The organism is Neoroseomonas marina, from assembly GCF_012927745.1.
In the GTDB taxonomy this organism is placed as follows: Bacteria; Pseudomonadota; Alphaproteobacteria; order Acetobacterales; family Acetobacteraceae; genus Neoroseomonas; species Neoroseomonas marina.
Genome location: NZ_JABBKX010000007.1, coordinates 240,385 through 259,133 on the forward strand (window position 1 = coordinate 240,385; position 18,749 = coordinate 259,133).

Annotated in this window: 18 protein-coding genes; 2 read left to right on the forward strand and 16 right to left on the reverse strand. The window is 72.9% G+C overall.

Translation table 11 applies throughout. The features are described from left to right. Positions 1 to 12: 12 nt before the first annotated feature. The 9 genes from pufL to GWK16_RS19255 form a co-directional block, all read right to left on the reverse strand. Complete coding sequence (gene pufL / locus GWK16_RS19215; RefSeq protein ID WP_170055583.1) at positions 13 to 840, reverse strand: photosynthetic reaction center subunit L; 828 nt, start codon at positions 838 to 840, stop codon at positions 13 to 15. 105 nt (positions 841 to 945) lie between these two features. Then, positions 946 to 1,110: a light-harvesting antenna LH1, alpha subunit gene (pufA, locus tag GWK16_RS19220; RefSeq protein ID WP_170055584.1), complete on the reverse strand. Its 165-nt coding sequence runs from the start codon at positions 1,108 to 1,110 to the stop codon at positions 946 to 948. Between the two features lie 14 nt (positions 1,111 to 1,124). After that, complete coding sequence (gene pufB, locus GWK16_RS19225) at positions 1,125 to 1,337, reverse strand: light-harvesting antenna LH1, beta subunit (protein ID WP_211187558.1); 213 nt, start codon at positions 1,335 to 1,337, stop codon at positions 1,125 to 1,127. Positions 1,338 to 1,497: 160 nt separating this feature from the next. Continuing rightward, positions 1,498 to 2,946 carry a chlorophyllide a reductase subunit Z gene (gene bchZ, locus GWK16_RS19230; protein ID WP_170055585.1) on the reverse strand — a complete coding sequence of 483 codons (1,449 nt, stop codon included), beginning with the start codon at positions 2,944 to 2,946 and terminating at the stop codon, positions 1,498 to 1,500. Positions 2,947 to 2,948: 2 nt separating this feature from the next. Further along, complete coding sequence (bchY, locus tag GWK16_RS19235; RefSeq protein WP_456306761.1) at positions 2,949 to 4,442, reverse strand: chlorophyllide a reductase subunit Y; 1,494 nt, start codon at positions 4,440 to 4,442, stop codon at positions 2,949 to 2,951. A 3-nt stretch (positions 4,443 to 4,445) separates the two neighbouring features. Then, complete coding sequence (locus GWK16_RS19240; RefSeq protein WP_170055586.1) at positions 4,446 to 5,465, reverse strand: chlorophyllide a reductase iron protein subunit X; 1,020 nt, start codon at positions 5,463 to 5,465, stop codon at positions 4,446 to 4,448. After that, complete coding sequence (gene bchC, locus GWK16_RS19245) at positions 5,462 to 6,418, reverse strand: chlorophyll synthesis pathway protein BchC (protein ID WP_170055587.1); 957 nt, start codon at positions 6,416 to 6,418, stop codon at positions 5,462 to 5,464. The genes GWK16_RS19240 and bchC overlap by 4 nt, the downstream gene beginning before the upstream one ends. An 88-nt stretch (positions 6,419 to 6,506) precedes the next feature. After that, a complete protein-coding gene (locus tag GWK16_RS19250) occupies positions 6,507 to 7,637 on the reverse strand; it encodes a methyltransferase (protein WP_170055588.1) in 1,131 nt (376 codons plus the stop codon). A 1-nt stretch (position 7,638) separates the two neighbouring features. Further along, a complete protein-coding gene (locus tag GWK16_RS19255; protein WP_170055589.1) occupies positions 7,639 to 8,508 on the reverse strand; it encodes a polyprenyl synthetase family protein in 870 nt (289 codons plus the stop codon). Positions 8,509 to 8,628: 120 nt separating this feature from the next. On the opposite strand from GWK16_RS19255, the gene crtD reads away from it, so the two are divergent. Together crtD and GWK16_RS19265 are read left to right on the forward strand one after the other, a co-directional pair. Further along, the gene (gene crtD / locus GWK16_RS19260; RefSeq protein ID WP_170055590.1) at positions 8,629 to 10,176 is read left to right on the forward strand and encodes a 1-hydroxycarotenoid 3,4-desaturase CrtD; all 1,548 of its coding nucleotides are present in this window, start codon (positions 8,629 to 8,631) and stop codon (positions 10,174 to 10,176) included. A gap of 89 nt (positions 10,177 to 10,265) precedes the next feature. Next, positions 10,266 to 11,015 carry a carotenoid 1,2-hydratase gene (locus tag GWK16_RS19265; RefSeq protein ID WP_338144514.1) on the forward strand — a complete coding sequence of 250 codons (750 nt, stop codon included), beginning with the start codon at positions 10,266 to 10,268 and terminating at the stop codon, positions 11,013 to 11,015. Here GWK16_RS19265 and GWK16_RS25620 read toward each other — a convergent pair. The 7 genes from GWK16_RS25620 to bchI are packed head-to-tail and all read right to left on the reverse strand — an operon-like array spanning position 11,004 to position 18,653. After that, complete coding sequence (locus GWK16_RS25620) at positions 11,004 to 11,129, reverse strand: hypothetical protein (RefSeq protein WP_277613653.1); 126 nt, start codon at positions 11,127 to 11,129, stop codon at positions 11,004 to 11,006. The genes GWK16_RS19265 and GWK16_RS25620 overlap by 12 nt on opposite strands. Positions 11,130 to 11,136: 7 nt before the next feature. Beyond that, on the reverse strand, positions 11,137 to 12,153 hold the full coding sequence (locus tag GWK16_RS19270) for a phytoene/squalene synthase family protein (protein ID WP_211187559.1): 1,017 nt from the start codon (positions 12,151 to 12,153) through the stop codon (positions 11,137 to 11,139). Beyond that, positions 12,140 to 13,651 (reverse strand): phytoene desaturase, encoded by a 1,512-nt coding sequence (locus GWK16_RS19275; RefSeq protein WP_338144515.1) that lies wholly within the window; start codon positions 13,649 to 13,651, stop codon positions 12,140 to 12,142. The genes GWK16_RS19270 and GWK16_RS19275 overlap by 14 nt, the downstream gene beginning before the upstream one ends. Beyond that, a complete protein-coding gene (locus GWK16_RS19280; protein ID WP_170055592.1) occupies positions 13,648 to 14,931 on the reverse strand; it encodes a DUF3422 family protein in 1,284 nt (427 codons plus the stop codon). The genes GWK16_RS19275 and GWK16_RS19280 overlap by 4 nt, the downstream gene beginning before the upstream one ends. Next, on the reverse strand, positions 14,928 to 15,866 hold the full coding sequence (gene bchO, locus GWK16_RS19285) for an alpha/beta fold hydrolase BchO (protein WP_338144516.1): 939 nt from the start codon (positions 15,864 to 15,866) through the stop codon (positions 14,928 to 14,930). The genes GWK16_RS19280 and bchO overlap by 4 nt, the downstream gene beginning before the upstream one ends. Before the next feature lies 1 nt (position 15,867). Beyond that, positions 15,868 to 17,583, reverse strand: coding sequence for a magnesium chelatase subunit D (locus GWK16_RS19290; RefSeq protein WP_170055594.1), 1,716 nt, complete (start codon positions 17,581 to 17,583; stop codon positions 15,868 to 15,870). Beyond that, complete coding sequence (bchI, locus tag GWK16_RS19295; protein WP_211187560.1) at positions 17,580 to 18,653, reverse strand: magnesium chelatase ATPase subunit I; 1,074 nt, start codon at positions 18,651 to 18,653, stop codon at positions 17,580 to 17,582. The genes GWK16_RS19290 and bchI overlap by 4 nt, the downstream gene beginning before the upstream one ends. Between the last annotated feature and the right edge of the window lie 96 nt (positions 18,654 to 18,749).

An 18,749-nucleotide genomic window follows, 5' to 3' on the forward strand; every position in this document is an offset into this window, starting at 1 on the left:
CCTGCGCCTCCCTCAATGCGCCCAGATGGGCAGGTTGAGCCACCAGCCCCACCATTCGGGCCAGCCGCGCGTCCAGAACGGTCCGCTGATGACGATGCAGACCGCGCTCCAGAAGCCCGCGGACAGCGCGATGAAGAGGCCGAGGCGATGGATGCCGAGCGTGCCGATCGAGTAGCCGATCGCATCGCGGAAGAAGGTGTTCTCATGCTCGGTGGTCTTCACCGGCTCGCCCCGCGCGGGGTTGATGGCGGCGAGCACGACCGAGGCGTGCATCGAGAGCGCGAGCGTCGTGGTGAAGAAGAAGGTCACCGCGATCATGTGCGCCGGATTGTAGTGGAAGTGCAGGTACTGGTAGCCGACGTTGGACACCCAATCGAGGTGCGTCCAGATCCCGTAGGGAAAGCCGTGGCCCCAGGCGCCCATCAGCACCGGGCGGATCACCACCAGGGTGAAGTAGGCGAAGACGGCCATGCCGAAGGCGAAGGGGATGTGCAGCCCCATGCCGAGCTTGCGCGCGATCTCCGCCTGGCGCAGCGCCCAGGAGACGAAGGCGCCCAGCGCGCAGACCGTGATCGCCTGCCAGAATCCGCCCTGCTTCAGCGGCGCCAGGCCGAGCCCATAGGCCAGGTCCGGCGGCGCCACGCTGATCTTCCACGGATTCCACACGCCGTCGATCGCGGTGGAGTAGAGGATCAGCGCCGTGCCGAGCACGCCGAAGAAGACCGTCAGAACGCCGAAGAAGCCGACGTAGAACGGCCCCACCCAGAAATCGAAGAGATCACCGCCAAGCAGCGTTCCGCCGCGGACGCGGTACTTCCTCTCGAACGACAGCATCGCCATGAGCCTGTCCTCCCGCCTGCCGCGGCGACGACGCGTCGCCATCGGGGACCCGGCGGCGGGCGGCGAGGCGAGGCGCCGCGCCGTCCCGTCGCCGGGCAGTCTCCGCTACCGGGGCGCCGAAGCGGCCGGAGCGGGTCGCGGACCCTCGATCCAGTTGAACCGGTCGGTGCTGAGCAGAATGAAGTGGATCAGCAACGCCAGGGTCATCAGGAACACGGAGAGCGCCACGAGAACGCGACGCGGATCGAAAAGCAGCCAGAGTCGCCACATGTCCTGCGCCTCCTTCAGACGAAGAACGACGCCACGGTCGTGGCGCCATCCATCAGCTCGGTGTATCCGCGCGGCCCTGGGAGCCAGGGACGCCACATCCACACCAGGATGTGCGCAACGATCGCGACCACGGTGAATCCGACGAAGCTCGAGACGAAGAGTCCATGGAACTCGCGCGCCTCGGACTCCGTGAGCCCGCTGATCGATCCTTCCTTATCGGCCATCATGAGGCCTTTCGGATGGCGGCCTTGCGGCCGGTTACCGCACATCTCCCGCGCGGCAGGGACACATCCGGCCCACCGGGCCGGCTGCGGCGTTCGATCCGGGGGAACCGGACCGGCGCTCGGTCGAGGCGGCCATGCCGCCCGATCTGGATGGTGTTCGCGCTCATGCCGGCACGGGCTCCGGCAGGGGGCCGAGCGCAGCGGCGACGCGGGCGCGCGTCACGCGCGCCTCGCCAGCGGCAAGGGCGGCGTCCTCGACCTGCTCGCGCAGGCGCTTCGCCGCCGAGATGCGCAGCAGGAAGGGCGCCGCCTCGACATGCGCGTCGAGCAGGTCGCGCGCCGCATCCTCCCACGTCTCGCCGGCGCGGGCCGGCGTCGCGACCGCGGCGCGGTCGAGTTGCGTGCCCAGCGGCAGGATGTGGAACAGCGCGTCGAACAGCGCGTTGCAGTATTCCTGCACGACGTAGGTCGCGCCGGCGTAGCCCATGAAGGGCGTGCCGGTGGCGCGGCGGATGATCGCACCGGGGAAGCTCGCCGGGATGTACTGCGCGCGGCCGCCGACCTCGGCCGCGTACATGCGTTCGTTGTAGGACCCGAAGAGCACCAGCGGCGGCGTGCGGTGGATCGCCTCGCGCACCGCGGTGTTGTCCGGCTTCTCGCCCGCCTTGCGGCCGAAGGCGAAGGCGCAGGGAATGCCGAGATCCTCGGCCAGCAGGCGCTGCAGCCCGCGCGCATAGGTCTCGGTCGCCGCGACGCCGAAGGAGGCGGTGGCGAAGAAATCCTGCGTCACGCTGCGCCACAGGTCCCACAGGGGCTTCAGCGTGGTGTGCTTCTCGCGCTCGATGAAGGGCTCGGGGTCGACGCCCGTCAGCTCGCCGAGCTGGCGCAGGAAGTTCGTCGTCGCATGCAGGCCCATCGGCGCGCGCAGCCAGGGGCGCTCGAGCGTCTCGCACAGCCGTGCGCCGAATTCACGGTAGAGGCAGACATTCACCTCGGCGTCCGCGAGGCGCGGAATGTCCTCGACATGGCTGCCGAGCGGGAAGACCAGGTTCACCTCGCAGCCGATGCCCTCGACCAGGCGGCGGATCTCCGCGAGGTCGGACGGCATGTTGAAGGTGCCGTAGATCGGGCCGATCAGGTTGACGCGGGGGCACTCGCCCTCCTTGCGCGGCTTCGGTGCCTTGACGCGCCTGGTGCCGAACTCGGTCCAGAGCCAGTTGATGGCGCGATCGGCCGACTGCCACTGGTCCTCGTCGATGGTGCGCGGGATGAAGCGGCGGAGGTTCGATCCTTCCGGCGTCACGCCGCCGCCGATCATCTCGGCGATCGAGCCCGTCACCACCACGGCGGGCAGGTCCGGATCCTGCGTGGCGGAAGCCCGCTTCAGCAGCGACTCGGTGCCGTTCTGGGAGAGCGCGTCCTCGTCGATGCCGGTGACGACGATGGGCAGCTCGTGCGGCGGCAGGCCATCGGTGTAGTGCAGCACGGCGGTGACCGGCAGGTTCTCGCAGCCTACCGGGCCGTCGATCACCACGCGCAGCCCGCGCACTGCGCTGAAGGCGTAGACCGCCCCCCAGTAGCCGCCGGCGCGATCATGATCGAGGACGAGCATGGTCAGGTCCCCACCGCTTCTTCCGCCTTGGCCTTCGCCGCGCGCAGCTTGCGCTGCCGCTCGCGGAAGCCGGGCGGGTCGACCGGGCGTTCGCGGAAGCCGTAGCCCGCGCCGTCCGGCGTGCCGACGCCGTCGAAGAAGGACACCATGCGTGCGAAGCGTTCCCGCCCGCGCGTCTGCGCCGCCACGATGCCGGCGAGCGACGCCGCGCCCGCCGGGCCGAACAGCGGCCGCGCCGAGACCATGTTGGTGAAGTAGAGCGCGGGGATGCCGAGCTCCTTCGCCTTCTGCACCAACGGCGTGGTGCCGAGCGCAAGGTCCGGCCGCACCTCCTTCATCGCGGCCATGTCCTGCTCGAGGCTCGCGCGGTACTGGACATGCGCCCCCCGCGCGGCGAGCCAGTCGCGGTCGGCCGCGCTCCAGTCCGTGCGCGGGCAGGCGGTGCCGACATAGGGCACCTCCGCACCGGCCTCGATCAGCAGCCGCGCGACGAGAAGTTCCGATCCCTCATAGCCCGAGACGGTGACGCGCGCCTGGATCGGGTTCGCCGCCAGCGCCGCGCGGATCGCCGGCAGGGCGCGCGCCTTCGCGTCGTCGAGCCGCGCCGCTTCCACCCCCGCCGCGCCGGCGATCGCCTCGAGCCAGGCCGCCGTGCCCTCGACGCCGACCGGCGCCGAACCGACCACCGGCCGCCCCGCCGCGCGGAACTCGCGCACCGTCGCGACATAGAAGGGATGCACCGCGGCGGCGACGACGCTGTCGAGCGCGCCGTAGAGGTCGCGCCATTCCCGTGCCGGCAGCTGCGGCGCCAGGCTGAGGCCGAGCGGCGCGAGCAGCGCCGCGATGCCGGGCGGATCGGCGGGGAACAGCTCTCCGATCAGCGAGACGCCGCGCAGCCCCTCCTGCATCTCGCGCGGCCGCGCCACGGGGCCGGCCTCGGCCTCCAGACGCGCGGTGCGCAGCATGGCGCCGGCGAGCACGTCCTTCGCCTCGGCATGGGTCGGCACGCCGAAGCCCGGCACGTCGATGCCGATCACCCGCACGCCGCCGATCGTCTTCGGCAGCAGCTCGAGCGGCACGCCGGACGCCGTCGGGACGCAGAGGTTGATGACGACGACGGCGTCATGCTCGTCGGGATTCGCGGTCTGGTGGACGGCGTCGCGGATGTCCTCGAACAGCTTGCCGGTGACGAGCGTCTCGGAATTGAAGGGCACGTAGCCCACGGAACGCCGCGCGCCGTAGAAATGGCTGGTGAAGGTCAGGCCGTAGACGCAGCAGGCCGAGCCCGAGAGGATCGTCGCCACGCGCCGCATCCGCAGCCCGACGCGCAGCGACCCGAAGGCCGGGCACATGGATTGCGGCTGGTCGTGCGGGCCGCGGGGATAGTCCTCCGCCAGGCGGGCCATCGCCTCGCCCTTGCCCGCGGCGCGCGCCGCCTCGAGCATGGTTTCCCGCCCGCCATGGCAGCCCGAAGTGGTGGGAGGGAGCGTGTCCAAGGCTCAGCTCCCCTCGTAGACCACTTCGAGGGACGGCTTCTGCAGCACCTCGGCCGCGCACATGTCCTCCATGGTCGCGGGGTCGAGCACCACATGCCGGCCGACCGTCTCGCCCTTGAACAGGCCGAGCAGCGATTCCTGCGTCAGCGGCGTCGGGCGCAGCGGCGGGGCCTCGGCCACCTGCACGCCGAGCGCGGCGAACAACGGCCCCCATTCGCCGTCGGGCTTGCCGATGATCTCGTAGTTGGCGGATTTGCGCCGGATGTCCTCATTGGCCGGGATGGCGGCGAGCACCGGGATGCCGGCGGCCTCGGCGAAGGCCTGCGCCTCGCCGGTGTTGTCGTCCTTGTTCACCACCATGCCGGCGACGCCGACATTGCCGCCGAGCTTGCGGAAGTATTCCACCGCCGAGCAGACGTTGTTGGCGACGTAGAGCGACTGCAGGTCGTTCGAGCCGACGACGATGACCTTCTGGCACATGTCGCGCGCGATCGGCAGGCCGAAGCCGCCGCAGACCACGTCGCCCAGGAAGTCGAGCAGCACGAAGTCGAAGTCCCACTGGTGGAAGCCGAGCTTCTCCAGCAGTTCGAAGCCGTGGATGATGCCGCGCCCGCCGCAGCCGCGCCCGACCTCGGGGCCGCCGAGTTCCATGGCGAAGACACCGTCGCGCTTGAAGCAGACATCGCCGATCGCCACCGGCTCGCCGGCGGCCTTCTTGCGGCTGCTCGTCTCGATGATCGTCGGACAGGACTTGCCGCCGAACAGCAGGCTGGTCGTGTCGCTCTTCGGGTCGCAGCCGATCAGCAGCACGCGCTTGCCCTGCTGCGCCATCATGTAGGACAGGTTCGCGAGCGTGAACGACTTGCCGATGCCGCCCTTGCCGTAGATCGCGATGACCTGCGTCTTCTTCGCGGCGGGCGTGGTCGGCACGGGGTCGGGGCCGATGGAGGCCTCGGCGCGGAGGCGGTCGGCCATCGAGAGCGTCGGCGACGCGCCCTGCGGGTTCGGCACGGGGGCGTTCATGCGGCGTCTCTCCAATCGAGGACAAGCTTCAGGCAGGCGGCGTCGTCGAAGGCGGTGCGGTAGGCGCGTTCCGCCTCCCCCGCCGCGGCGCGATGGGTGATGAGGCCGTCCAGGTCGAGCTGACCTTCGGCGACCATCTCGGTGACGGCATGCAGGTCGGCGGGCTTCCACTCGGCCGCCACGCGCAGCCGCGCCTCCTTCATGAAGGCGGGCGGAAAGGCGAAGGAGATGCGCTCGGCATAGAAGCCGGCGAGGACGATCTCTCCGCCCGGCGCCAGGCGCGCGATCAGGGAATCGATCGCCTGCGCATCGCCGCTCGCATCGTAGATGGCGCGGTAGTCGCGCCGCGGATCGTCCTCCGGCGCGACGACGTCGTAGCCGCTGGCGCCGGCGCGCCGCGTCGCGGAGGTCTCCCACACCACCGGGGCACGCCCGCCGGACAGCACGGCGAGGCGCGCCATCAGCCGTCCCAGCACGCCATGCCCCACGATGAGCTCCGGTCGTGTCGCGCCCGGCGCCGCGATGGCGTGCCAGGCCGTCGCCGCGAGCGCGAGCAGCACGCCGCGCTCGCCCAGCGCAGGATCGATGCGCGTGGTGCGCGCGCCCGGCACGACGAGGCGCGAGGCCGCGCCACCGAACAGGCCGCGGAGTTCCGCACCATCCAGCGCGCCGAAGCAGCGGGCCCCAGGCACGAAGACGGCATCGCCGACGCGGCGGCCGGAGGCGGGCCCGGCCGCGACGATATGGCCGACGGCCTCATAGCCGGGCACCAGCGGATAGCCCATGCCAGGGAAGGGTGGCATCCGGCCGGACCAGAGCAGACGCTCCGTGCCGGTGCTGACGCCGCTCCAGTCCACTGCGACGACCACGTCGGACTCGCCCGGCATCGCGAGCGGAACGCGCCGAAGCGCCAGTTCCTGCGGGGCCGTCATGACGATAGCGACGGTGTCCATCGGCCGGACTCCTGGGTTCGCGGCAGTGTCAGTCTAAGAGGACAGTAAAGACTGTCAAGAAGAATGGACTTGATTGCCGCTTTCAGCGTCAATCGCCCATGACATCGGCGACCATCACGCTGGCGATCAGCGGCATCCGCACGCGCAGCAGCCGCGGCTGCGCGAAGCCGGCCGCGCGCAGCATCTCCGCGAGCTCCGCCGCGCTGCGCAGCCGCCCCTGCCCCATGGCGAGGAGGTAGAGCGCGAAATACGCGCCGACGCGCTCGGCCCCCGGCGTGCCGGCCATCGGCTCGGCAATGAGGATGCGCCCGCCGGACGGCAGCGCCGCGCGAACCTTGCCCAGCAAGGCGCGGACGACCGCGTCGTCATGGTCGTGCAGCACGCGCACCAGCGTCACGAGATCCGCGCCTGGCGGCAGCGGGTCGGCGCGGAAGTCGCCACCCTCGGCCGAGCTGCGCGCGGCAAGCCCTGCCGCGGCGAAGCGCGCCCGCGCGCGATCCGCGACGGGCGGCAGGTCGAACAGGGTGAAGGCCGTCTCGGGCGCGCGCGGCGCGACCTCGATGACGAAGCGCCCTTCCCCCCCACCGATGTCGAGCACATGGCGATGCTGCCCGATGGCATAGGCATCCGCGACCTGCGCCGCGACCATGGGCTGGGATGCGGCCATCAGCGCGCCGTAGGGATCGACGCCCGTGGCGGGTGCGCCGGCCTCCGTGCCGGCATAGGCCCAGAAGCCGGACAGCGCCTCCCCGCGACCGGCGCGCAGCAGGGCGACCGGGTCGCGCAGATCCTCGTACAGCAGCGCGTGATGACCCACCATCGCCGCGACGCCGGGATTGTCGACCATCGCCGCGCCCAGCGCGCCGAGCCCATAGGCCCCGTCCGTCCGCCGCGCGAGAAGCCGCAGCGCCACGCAGGCCTCGAGCAACCGCGTCGTGCTCGCGAGCGGCAGTCCCGCGCGAAGCGAAATCGCGACCGCCGGCATCGGCCGTTCGCGCACCATCTCGAACAGGCCCAGCCGCAGCGCGGCCGAGAGCGCCTGCGCGTAGACGAAGCCGGCGCAGAGGTCGAACAGCGCCGCCGCGCGCCGCCGCGCGATCGGGCGCGTCAGCGGGAAGCGTTCGGCCCAGCGTCGGAAGCGGTCGCTCGCCGACAGCCGCGCCTGCAGCGCGCCGATGCGGTCGCGCAGCGTGGCCGACGCCGCCGCCGCACCGGCCACGTCACGCGGCCTTCTGCGCGAGCTTCCGCGGCAGCAGGCGCTGCATCTCGCCCAGGATCAGCGCGCCGAGCGCCTCCTGCCCCGGGCAACAGGGAATCGCGGCGACGGCGCCCGCGGTAAGCTCGCGCAGCCGCGCCACGGCGCCCTCGATGCCGAAGCTGCGCACCGCACTCGGGCGCCCGAGCGCGGCGTCACGCCCGACCGGCTTGCCGATCTCGGCTTCGTCCGCCACCGCATCGCGCAGGTCGTCCGCGACCTGGTAGGCCTCGCCGAGCTTGTCGCCGAGCGTGCGCCAGGGCTCCGCTTCCCGCCCCGCGGCGGCGGCACCGGCCATCGCGGCGGCGGCGAACAGCGCACCGGTCTTCTGCCGCTGGTATTCGGAGAGGTCCGCACGCGGCTCGCATTCCCAGGCCTGGCCCGCGACGATCCCGAAGGGCACGCCGACGCCGTCGCCCACCGCCATCATCACCGCCGGCAGGCGCTCCGGTGCCGTCACGGCCGCGCGCGCGAGCGCCTGGAAGGCGAGCACGATCAGCGCATCGCCGGCGAGCAAGGCAAGGGGCTCCCCGAAGGCGCGATGCACGCTGGGTCGTCCACGCCGCGTCTCGGCGTCGTCGAAACAGGGCATGTCGTCATGCACGAGCGAGGCGCAGTGCAGCAGTTCCACCGCCGCCGCCGCCGCGCCCGACAGCGCGGGACGGTCGTCGCCGCAACTCGCCGCGACCGCCAGCACCAGGCGCGGCCGCACCCGCGCGCCGCGCGGGAACACCGCATGCCGCATCGCGGCCGCAAGCCGCGGTGGCGCACCGACCGCTTCGGCCAGCAACACGCTGTCGGCGAGCGCGCTTTCGATCCGGGTCACCCCATCCATGGCGCTCCTCCTGGCGGCGACGCGGCTGTCAGGCGGCCTTGTCGCTTGGATTTGTCGAACAAGACTGTCAATCTGTCCTGACAGGCGTGTCAATCACTTTCCGCCGGGACGGGAGGATGGATGCCGGACGCGCGCGTCGCGATCATCGGTGCCGGGGTCGGCGGGCTCACCGCCGCGCTGCTGTTGGCGGCGCGTGGGCTCGAGGTGACGGTCTACGAACGCGCCCCCACGGTCGGCGGCAAGATGCGGGAGGTGGTCGCCGGCGGCCGCGCCATCGATGCCGGCCCGACGGTCTTCACCATGCGCTGGGTGCTGGACGAGATCCTCGCCGCAGCCGGGGCGCGGCTCGACGACCACCTGGTGCTGCGCCCGGCCGGCATTCTCGCGCGCCATGCCTGGAGCGCGGCGGAACGGCTCGACCTGCATGCCTCGGTCGAGGCCTCGGCCGAGGCGATCGGCGATTTCGCGGGCGCGGCGGCGGCGCGCGGCTATCGCGACTTCTGCGCGCGCGCGGGCCGGATCTACGCCGCGCTCGAAGCGCCCTTCCTGCGCCATCCGCATCCGACGCCGGTGTCGCTGGCCTTCTCGGCGGGATGGCGCGCCTTCCGCGAGGTCTCGCCCTTCGCGACGCTGTGGCGCGTGCTGGGTGCGCATTTCGAGGATGCGCGCCTGCGCCAGCTCTTCGGCCGCTACGCGACCTATTGCGGCTGCTCCCCCTTCCTCGCCCCGGCGACGCTGATGCTGATCGCCCATGTCGAGCAATCCGGCGTCTGGCTGGTGGATGGCGGGATGCATCGCATCGCGCGGATGCTGCGCGACCTGGCCGAGGCCCGCGGCGCGCGCTTCCGCCTCGGTGCGGAGGTCAGCGACATACTCGCCGCCGGGGGACGCGTGCGCGGCCTGCGCCTGGCCGATGGCGAGGTGGTCGAGGCCGGGACCGTGATCGCCAATGCCGATGCGGCCGCGTTGGCCACCGGGCTGTTTGGCGACGCCGCGCGGCCGACGGTGCCGCGGCCCGGCGCGCGATCCCTGTCCGCCGTCACCTGGACGATGCTGGCCGAGGCGGAGGGCTTCCCCCTGCACCGCCACAACGTCTTCTTCGGCGGCGATTCCGAGGCCGAGTTCGGCGACCTCTTTGCCCGCCAGCGGCTGCCGGCCGATCCCACCGTCTATGTCTGCGCGCAGGACCGCGGCGACGAAGCCGCGCCGGCCGCCGGCCCGGAACGCCTGCTCTGCCTCGTCAACGCCCCGCCGACCGGCGACCGCCATCCCCACGACGCTTCGGAGATCGATGCATGCGCGACCAGATCCTTCGCCCTGCTGGCGCGGTGCGGGCTGCGCCTGACGACCTCTCCGGAGGCGGTGGTCACGACGACGCCGCAGGACTTCGAAGGGCTGTTCCCCGCGACGGGCGGGGCGCTGTACGGCCGGGCGGTGCATGGCTGGCAGGCGAGCTTCCAGCGACCGACCGCGGCGACGCGCCTGCCGGGCCTCTACCTGGCGGGGGGCAGCGCGCATCCGGGGGCAGGCGTGCCGATGGCGGCGATGTCGGGGCGCTTCGCAGCCGAGCGTGCGATGGCGGACCTCGCTTCGACGCGCCGGTTCCACCGGACGGCTATGCCTGGTGGTATGTCGATGGACTCAGCGAGGACGGGCGGCACGGCCTGACGGTCATCGCCTTCCTCGGCAGCGTCTTCTCGCCCTGGTATGCCTGGGCGCGGCGGCGCGGCCCCGCGGATCCCCTGCAGCACTGCGCGGTGAACGTCTCGCTCTACGGCGCGGGCGGGCGGCGCTGGACGATGACGGAACGCGACGCGTCCAGCGTGCGGCGCACCGCGCGGGCGCTCACCATCGGGCGCAGCGCGATGCACTGGGACGGCAGCACGCTGGTGATCGACATCGACGAGGTGACGGCGCCGATCCCTCGCCGCGTGCGCGGCACGGTGCGGGTGCATCCGATGGCGCTCGGCGATCGCGGCTTCCTGCTGGATGCGGCCGGCCGGCACCGCTGGCGCCCGATCGCCGCCTGCGCACGGATCGAGGCGGCGTTCGAATCGCCCGCCCTGCGCTGGTCCGGCCCGGCCTATTTCGACACCAATGACGGCGATGCGCCGCTCGAATCCGATTTCCGCGACTGGGACTGGTGCCGCGCGCCGCTGCGCGACGGCACGGCGATCCTCTACAACGCGCGCCGCGCGGACGGCACCGACCAGTCCCTCGCGCTGCGTTCCGGCCGCGACGGACGCATCGAGACCTTCGATCCGCCGCCGCCCGTCGCCATGCGCCGCACCCTGTGGCGCATGCCGCGGCCGACGCGCGCCGAGGGCGGTGCCGCCCGCGTGACCGAGACGCTGCAGGACGCGCCCTTCTACTCCCGTTCCGTCATCGCGACGCGGCTTCTCGGGCAGGAGGCGACGGCGGTGCACGAAAGCCTCGACCTGCGGCGCTTCGCCGCCCTGCCGGTGCAGATGATGCTGCCCTTCCGGGTGCCGCGCTCAATCTTCTGAGGGCGGCGCGCGCCGCTTGTCGCGGCGCAGCTTCACGAGTTCCCAGATGCCCCAGGCGAGCGGCACGCCGAAGCCGAATGCCAGGTCGAGGATGCCGAAGGTGTAGTCGGACATCGTCGCCTCACGCGCGGCGGCGTTCGCGCGCGTCCAGGCTCGCGAGGAGTTCCGCCGTCCGCACGATGCGCTGGCCCAGCGCCCACCAGGGCAGGCCGGGCGCGACCTGTGGCCCGGCGCCCACGGCGTCGACGAGGAAGCGGTTCGCCGCCAGCACCGGCGCCTCGGCCGGCGTCGCGCGATAGCCGAGGATCGGCGCCGCCAGCAGCAGCCGCGCCTTGCGGCGGCCCGGAACCACCGCGCGGCGGGTGACGGAATCGCAGCCCTGGCGTTCCAGCGCGCGCCCGATCTCCGCATAGATGAGCCGCGCCGCCGCGATGCCCGGCCGACAGTCGGCCGGCAGCAGTGCGATGCCCGCCTCGGCGCGGACGTAATGGCCATCCGCCGCGCGCAACAGCCGCGCGACGACGCCGCCCAGCGCCGGGGAGAAGCGGGTCAGGCCTGCGGGTTCGAGGCCCGACTCCCGCAGCCAGTCCATCGGCAGGTAGACGCGCCCGGCGCGTGCATCCTCGCCCACGTCGCGGGCGATGTTGGTCAGTTGCATCGCGACGCCGAGGTCGGTCGCGCGGGCCACCGCCTCCGGCGCGCGCGCACCCATGATGAGCGCCATCATCGCGCCGACGCTGCCGGCGACGCGGGCGCCGTAATCCTCGAGCTCGGCCAGCGTCGCATAGCACCGGCCGCCGGCATCCCAGGCCAGGCCCTCGATCAGCGCGGCCGGAAGCGCCTGCGGGATGGCGTGGCGCGCGACGACCACGGCGAAGGCGCGGTCCGCCGCCCAGGGCCCGGGACGCCCGGCGCAGATCGCGTCGAGCCGGTCCTCGAGCGCGCGCACCGCCGCGACGCCGCCGCCCTCCCGGTCGATCAGGTCGTCCGCGACGCGACAGAAGGCGTAGAGCGCGGTCGCCGGCACCGCGACGCGCCGCGGCAGCAGCAGCGACGCCACGCGGAAGCTGCGCGAGCCGCCCGCCAGCATGGCGCGGCATTCGGCGAGGTCGGCGGGATCGATCTCAGACCAGCGCATGGGCATGAGGCACCAGCCGGTCGAGCACGCGGGCGGAGGAAAGCACGCCGGGCAGGCCCGCACCCGGATGCGTGCCGGCGCCGACGAGATACAGGCCCTCCAGTTCCTCGCTGCGGTTGTGCGGCCGGAACCAGGCGCTCTGCGTCAGCACCGGCTCCAGCCCGAAGCCCGCGCCGCGCCAGGCGAGCAGGTCGTCGCGGAAGTCGAGGGGCGTCAGCATGCGGGAGGTGACGATCTCGGCTTCGAAGCCGGGCAGCACCGTCTCGTGCAGGCGCTGCGCGATGCGCCGGCGCAGCGGTTCGGCGGCCACGCGCCAGTCGATCTCGCCCTGCAGGTTCGGCACGGGCGCGAGGACGTAGAAGGCGTCGCAGCCGGACGGCGCCATAGTGGGATCGGTCGCCGTCGGCCGGTGCAGGTAGAGGCTGACATCCGGCGCCAGCACCTTGCGGCGGAAGATGTCGCGCAGCAGCCCCCGGTAGCGCGGGCCGAGCAGGATGGTGTGGTGGCCCACATCCTCGAACCGCCGCTTCGTCCCGAAGTACCAGACGAAGAGCCCCATGGAGGAGGAGGCGCGTTCGAGCTTCCGGTCGGTCCAGCGTCGCCGCGGCTCGGCACCGAGCAGCGCGCGGTAGGTCCAGGCCGAATCCGCGTTGGAGACGACGATCTCGGCCGGGATGGTCTCACCGGAGGCGAGGCGGACGCCACGCGCGCGCCCGCCCTCGGCCAGGATCGCGGCGACATCCGCGTGCAACCTGATCGACCCGCCCTGGCTGCCGATCAGCCCGGCCAGCCCGTCGACCAGCCGCCCGGTGCCGCCCATCGCCCAATGCACGCCCCAGCGGCGTTCCAGATGCGGGATCAGCGCGTAGATCGCGCTCGCCCGGAACGGATCGCCGCCGATCAGCAGCGGGTGGAAGCTGAAGGCGGTGCGCAGGCGCTCATCCTTCATGTGCAGCGCCACGGCGGCGTAGACGCTGCGCCAGACGCCAAAGCGGACCAGCGCAGGCGCCACCCGCGCCATGTCCGCCAGCGAGGCGAAGGACGCGTCCCCCAGCTCCTCGAAGCCGAGGCGGCACAGTTCCGCCGACAGGCGCATGAAGCGCTCATAGCCCTCGACATCGCCGGGGGACAGGCGCGCCACTTCCGCCCGCATCGCCGCCTCGTCGTCCGAGACGTCGAAGGCCGTGCCGTCGTCGAAGCGCAGCCGGTAGAAGGGCGTCATGGCGCGCAGCGACACGTCGTCGGCCATGCGGCGGCCGCAGAGCGTCCAGAGTTCCTCGAACAATTGCGGCGCGGTGACGATGGTCGGGCCGGCGTCGAAGGTGAAGCCGTCCTGGCGGAAGACCCGCGCGCGACCGCCCAGCTGCCCGAGCCGTTCCAGCACCGTCACCCGGTAGCCGCGCGCGCCGAGCCGCACGGCGGCCGCCAGCCCGCCGAAGCCACTGCCGATGACCACGGCATGCGGGCGACGATCCGGCCTGGACGCGATGATGTTCACAGCGCGCGCTCCCGTATCGCCGCGTGGCGCAATCGCCGCGTCCCGACATAGACCAGCAACGCCACCAGCGGCACCGCGATCGCCACCAGCACGTCATAGGCGACAGGCAGCCCCGCCGCGCCGGCACCGCGCAGCACATAGGCCAGCATGCCGACCACGTAGTAGCTGATCGCCGCGACCGACAGGCCCTCGACGGTTTCCTGCAGGCGCAGCTGCATCCGCGCGCTGCGGTCGAGCGAATGGAGCAGCACCTGGTTCTGCTGCTGCCGCGTCAGGTCGACACGCGTGGACAGCAGCTGCGTCGCGCGGGCGATGCGCAGCGCAAGCTGTTCCTGCCGCTGCGCCACGGCGCGGCAGGTGTTCATCGCGGGGGCCAGGCGGCGCTCGGTGAATTCGCGGAAGGTCTGCAGGCCCTCGATGCGGCCTTCGCGCAGCTCGGCGATGCGGGTCTGGACCAGGTCGTAATAGGCGGCCGCGGCGCCGAACCGGTAGCGGTTGGTGGCCTCGCGGCTTTCGGTGCCGGCGGCGAGGCGCGTCAGGCGCGCGAGCAGTGCCGGTTCCTCCGCCTCCCGTCCGGCGAGGAGGGAGGCGGTGATCTCGGCGAGGTCTTCTTCCTGCGCGGTCAGCATCGGCACCAGCGCGCGCGCCACCGGCAGGGCCAGCAGCGCCATGATGCGATAGGTCTCGATCTCGAGCAGCCGCTGCACGATCCGCCCTGCCTGCCAGGGCGTCATGCCGTCGTCGAGCACGAGGAACGGCACGAAGCCGTCGGCATGGATGCGGAAATCGCCGAAGGCCATGCCGCGGCCGTCGAGCAGGCGCGATCCGATGATCTGGCTGCCTTCGAAGAACCGCTCGGCGACCGCCGCGGGGTCCCGCGGCGCGCCGGCGCCCGGCAGCATCGTGACATGGGCGGCATCGACGAGTTCGCCGGGCAGGCTCGCGACCCAGTCGGCCGGCAAGGCGGCGATGGCGCTGGACGCGTCCTCGCCCGCGCAGAAGACGGTGTAGCGGCTGAATTCCGTATGCCGTTCCCACTTCAGCCGGAACGGGCCGAAATCGGCACTGAAATGGTTTGCGTCCGGCGCCGGGGGCGCGATGCCGTACGCCTCCGCCAGACGCAGCACCGCCTGCCGGGCCCCATCCCGGCCGGATTCCAGCAGGGCCAGTTGCGACACGCGCACCGGCGCGACCAGCGGTTCGGGCGGCCGCGCATGGACCTCGTCATTCAGGACCGCGCGCAGCGCGTGACCGGCAGGCAGCGCGACCGCGCCCATCATGGGAGCGCGCCGCAGGCAGCGGCTTCCTGGAGGATCAGGCCGGCGACGCGCTCCGCATCCTCCTCATGCGCCAGATGGCCAAGGCCGGGCAGTCGCAGGATCCGCGTCGCCGGCAGGCGCTGCCGAACCTGCGTCGCCTGGTGCGGCGGCACGGCCCGGTCCCCGGTGCCGACGACGAGCAGCAGCGGCGCGGCCAGTCGCGGCAGGTCGCGCAACAGGGGCCGCAGGTCCCATTGCGCCATCATCCGCAATGCGCTGCCGATATGCGATGGGTAACGGAACAGCCGCGCGTAGAGGTCGATGCCGCGGCGATCCAGCCGCGATCCGGTATCCGCGAGCAGCTTCTCCGCCACGGCCCGGCGCGATGCCTGCCAGGCGAAGAGCCGCGGCACGAAGGGAAGCCCGGCAAGCACCCGCGCGAGGCGCGAGAACAGCGCCGCGTGTGCCTCGCCGAGCGGCAGCAGGGCGGCGTTGAGGCCGATGACGCCGCGCGGCGCAAGGGTGCCGTCGAGCGTCATGCGCAGCAGGATCGCCGCGCCCGCCGAGTGTCCGACGACCAATACCGGCGCGATGTCGAGTGCCGCGACCAGATCGCCGAGTGCGCGCGCCATGCCCGGGAGGGTCAGCCCATGGCCAGCCGGAATGCCGGTGAAGCCGTGTCCCGGCAGATCAGGTGCGACCACGGTGAAGCGTTCCGCCAGCGCAGGCATCAGATCGCGCCAGGAATGGGTCGATGCGGCGGTGCCATGCACCAGCAGGAGTACGGGTCCCCGCCCCATGACCTGGAGATGCCATCGCAATCCGCCGGCCTCGACGAAGCTGCTCGCCGCGCGATTGGGCCAGTCCGCCCCGTCGCGGCTCCACTCCGGCCGCGTCGCGTCGGCGGCCGTTCCCGGCGCCGGCGCCAGGATGCGCGGCTGCGCGCGCGCTGCCACGTCAGCCGCTCCGCGCCGCCGCCACGACGGTCGACAGCGCGGCGGCATCGGCCTGCGGCAAAGCGACGTACCGCGCGCCGAGCGCACCGGCGAGCACCCGCCCATAGGCGTGCGGGCGCGGCGCCGTATCGACCATCAGCGTCGCCACGCCTGCAGCCCGCAGCAACGCCGCGGCGGCGAGCGCATCGGCCTCGCCGGCGTCCCGACCCGTCCGTCCGTCACGGGCGACGTTGGGCCGGGCGTCGGTGACGAGGACGAGAAGCGGCTGCCGCCCCTGGCGGCGCTCGCCATCGGCGGCGATGCGGGCGAGGTCGATGGCGGAAGCCAGTGGCGTCGCCCCGCCGCCCGGCAGCGCCGCGAGGCAGCGCCGTGCGCGCGCCGGCGCCTGGGTGGGCGGCAGCACCGTGCTGGCCTCGGTGCCGCGGAAGGCGAGCAGACCCACCCGATCGCGGCGCGCATAGCATTCGCCGAGCAGAAGCTCGATCGCGCCCTTCGCCTCGGCCAGGCGATGCAGCGCGGAGGACCCGGACGCGTCCACGGCGAAGAGCGTCGTCGTCCCGCGTCGCGCCTCATGGCGGCGCAGGCGGATATCCTCGGCGCGGATCAGAACGGGTCTCGCACGGTCACCCTTCGCTCGCCGCCGGATGGTCTGCCAGGGCGCAGCCGCCCGCAGCGTCGCGATGAGGGCGACGCGACCGCCTCGCGGGGGCCCGGGGCGCGACCCGAGGACCCGGCCCCGCCCGCCATCCTTCACCGGGGCGCCGCTGCGACCATCGGATGCCGCGGCGCGCCCGCGGAGCGCGGAGGCGAGCGCGGCGAGCAGGCCCGGCGGCAAGGCCGCGCGCATCGCGGAGACGACAATCTCCGAAAGGTCGCTGCCGTCCTTCGGCGGCCCGCCATCGGCGTTGCCCTGTTCTTCCGCTGGCGGCGGCGCCTCCTCCGGCGTCGCGGGAAGGCAGGTCGCACGCGGCGCCAGGACCAGCCGGGCGGCGAGAACCACGTCCGCCTCGGCGACATCCCGCCGGTCGGCCAGCGCGGCGGCAGCACGGGCCGTCCGCAAGGCGAGTGCCGGCGCGCGCGGCGAGCCGATCCCGAAGGCGAGTGACGCCTCGCAGAGCGTGCGGAGCACTTCGTCCGAGGCCCGCACGTCACCCAGGACGCCGCGTGCGTTCGCGACCCTGGCCGCATCCGGTCCGGGACCGACGAGGCAGCCAGGCGAAAGCGGCAGGCGCAGCGCCAGGCGGTCCGCCAGACCCGCCGGGATCCGCTCGTCGTCGGCGGTGCTTTCGTCGAGCGCGACCACGGCGAGGCTGGCCGGCCAGCGGGCAGCCGCGCCATCCCGTTCGAGCGTCACCTCGGCCGTATCGAGCACGGCGGCGTAGCGCGCGGCGGCGGCCTGCGTCAGGCGCTCGGCCATCGGGATCACGACGACGCCGCCGTTCGATTCCGCCAGCGCCCCGCGTTCGAGGCGCAGGCGGCCCGTTGCCAGCGTCGCAGCCAGGTCGATCCCCCCGATCAGTCGGTCGTCCGGCGCGTCCGGTGGCAAGCGGCGCCACGGCGCGCCGAAGCGCAGCAACCCACGCAGGCGTGCAAGCCAGGCATCGCGCGCGACACCATGGGGTGCCTGCAGCACGACGCCACACAGGCCGCCGGGGTCGACGGCAAGCAAGGCCGCGGCCATCGCGGCGTCACCGCCGGATGCTGCGGCCTCGGTCACGGGCCGAGGCTCTCGGCCACGGCGCGATCGACACGGGCGCGGCTGCCCGCTTCATCGAGCGGATTGCGCCGCAGGCGGTGCCCCAGCGCGGCCCCGGCCACGAGGCGGAGCGCGTCTGCCGTCACGCTGTCGCGCCCCTCGAAGGCCGCGAGGGCGCGGGCGGCCCGGATCAGGGTCAGCTCGCCGCGCAGCCCGTCGGTGCCGAGCGTCATGCAGAGCCGCGCCGCGGCCTCCAGCGTCGCGTCCGGCGTCGCGATCTCCCCAAGCCTCGAGCGCGCGCGGAGGATGCGCCGGCGCAGCCGCGCTTCCGCCGCGCGCCAGGATTCGCAGAAGGCGGCGGGCGCGCGATCGTAGGAGTCCCGCCGGCGCACGACCTCGACGCGGGTCGCGAGATCCGTCGGCGTGCGGACCTCGACCGCCAGGCCGAAACGGTCGAGCAGCTGTGGCCGCAACTCGCCTTCCTCGGGGTTGCCGCTGCCCACCAGGACGAAACGCGCCGGGTGGCGCAGGCTGATGCCCTCGCGCTCGACCAGGTTCTCCCCCGACGCCGCGACATCGAGCAGGAGGTCGACCAGGTGATCCTCGAGGAGATTGACCTCGTCGATGTACAGGAAGCCGCGGTTCGCGCGCGCGAGGAGGCCTGGCTGGAAGACCTTCGCGCCATCGACCAGCGCGCGCTCGATATCGAGCGCGCCTGCGACGCGATCCTCCGTCGCCCCAAGCGGCAAGTCGACGACCGGCACGGGCACCTTCGCCACCGGGCGATGACGCAGTTCGCGGCAGGATTCGCACATCTGCGCCGGTGCCGCCGGATCGCAGCCGAAGCGACAGCCCGCGACCACCGACATCTCCGGCAGCAGGGCGGCCAAGGCGCGCACCGCGGTCGATTTCCCCGTGCCACGGTCGCCCAGGATCAGCACGCCGCCGATCCCGGGATCCACGGCGGCCAGGATCAAGGCGCGCGTCATCTCCTCCTGGCCGACGATGGCCGTGAAGGGGTAGGGCTGCCGCCGCGACGCGGGCGGCGTCGCGCGTGCCTCCGACGCCAAGGCGCCGACGATCCCGTCCATCCTACGCCGCCCGCTTGAGGCTGAAGCGGGCCCAGACGTCGGCGAGTGCGGCGACGAGGCGGTCCATGTCGGCATCGGTGTGCACCGGCGAGGGCG

Coding starts and splice junctions, on each gene's coding strand:
- crtD (WP_170055590.1), top strand. CDS start 8,629: ATGCCGGACGCGCGCGTCGCGATCATCGGTGCCGGGGTCGGCGGGCTC.
- GWK16_RS25620 (WP_277613653.1), bottom strand. CDS start 11,129: ATGTCCGACTACACCTTCGGCATCCTCGACCTGGCATTCGGCTTCGGC.
- GWK16_RS19255 (WP_170055589.1), bottom strand. CDS start 8,508: ATGGATGGGGTGACCCGGATCGAAAGCGCGCTCGCCGACAGCGTGTTG.
- bchC (WP_170055587.1), bottom strand. CDS start 6,418: ATGGACACCGTCGCTATCGTCATGACGGCCCCGCAGGAACTGGCGCTT.
- pufA (WP_170055584.1), bottom strand. CDS start 1,110: ATGTGGCGACTCTGGCTGCTTTTCGATCCGCGTCGCGTTCTCGTGGCG.
- pufL (WP_170055583.1), bottom strand. CDS start 840: ATGGCGATGCTGTCGTTCGAGAGGAAGTACCGCGTCCGCGGCGGAACG.
- GWK16_RS19240 (WP_170055586.1), bottom strand. CDS start 5,465: ATGAACGCCCCCGTGCCGAACCCGCAGGGCGCGTCGCCGACGCTCTCG.
- GWK16_RS19280 (WP_170055592.1), bottom strand. CDS start 14,931: ATGATGGGCGCGGTCGCGCTGCCTGCCGGTCACGCGCTGCGCGCGGTC.
- pufB (WP_211187558.1), bottom strand. CDS start 1,337: ATGATGGCCGATAAGGAAGGATCGATCAGCGGGCTCACGGAGTCCGAG.
- GWK16_RS19270 (WP_211187559.1), bottom strand. CDS start 12,153: ATGCGCTGGTCTGAGATCGATCCCGCCGACCTCGCCGAATGCCGCGCC.
- bchZ (WP_170055585.1), bottom strand. CDS start 2,946: ATGCTCGTCCTCGATCATGATCGCGCCGGCGGCTACTGGGGGGCGGTC.
- bchI (WP_211187560.1), bottom strand. CDS start 18,653: ATGGACGGGATCGTCGGCGCCTTGGCGTCGGAGGCACGCGCGACGCCG.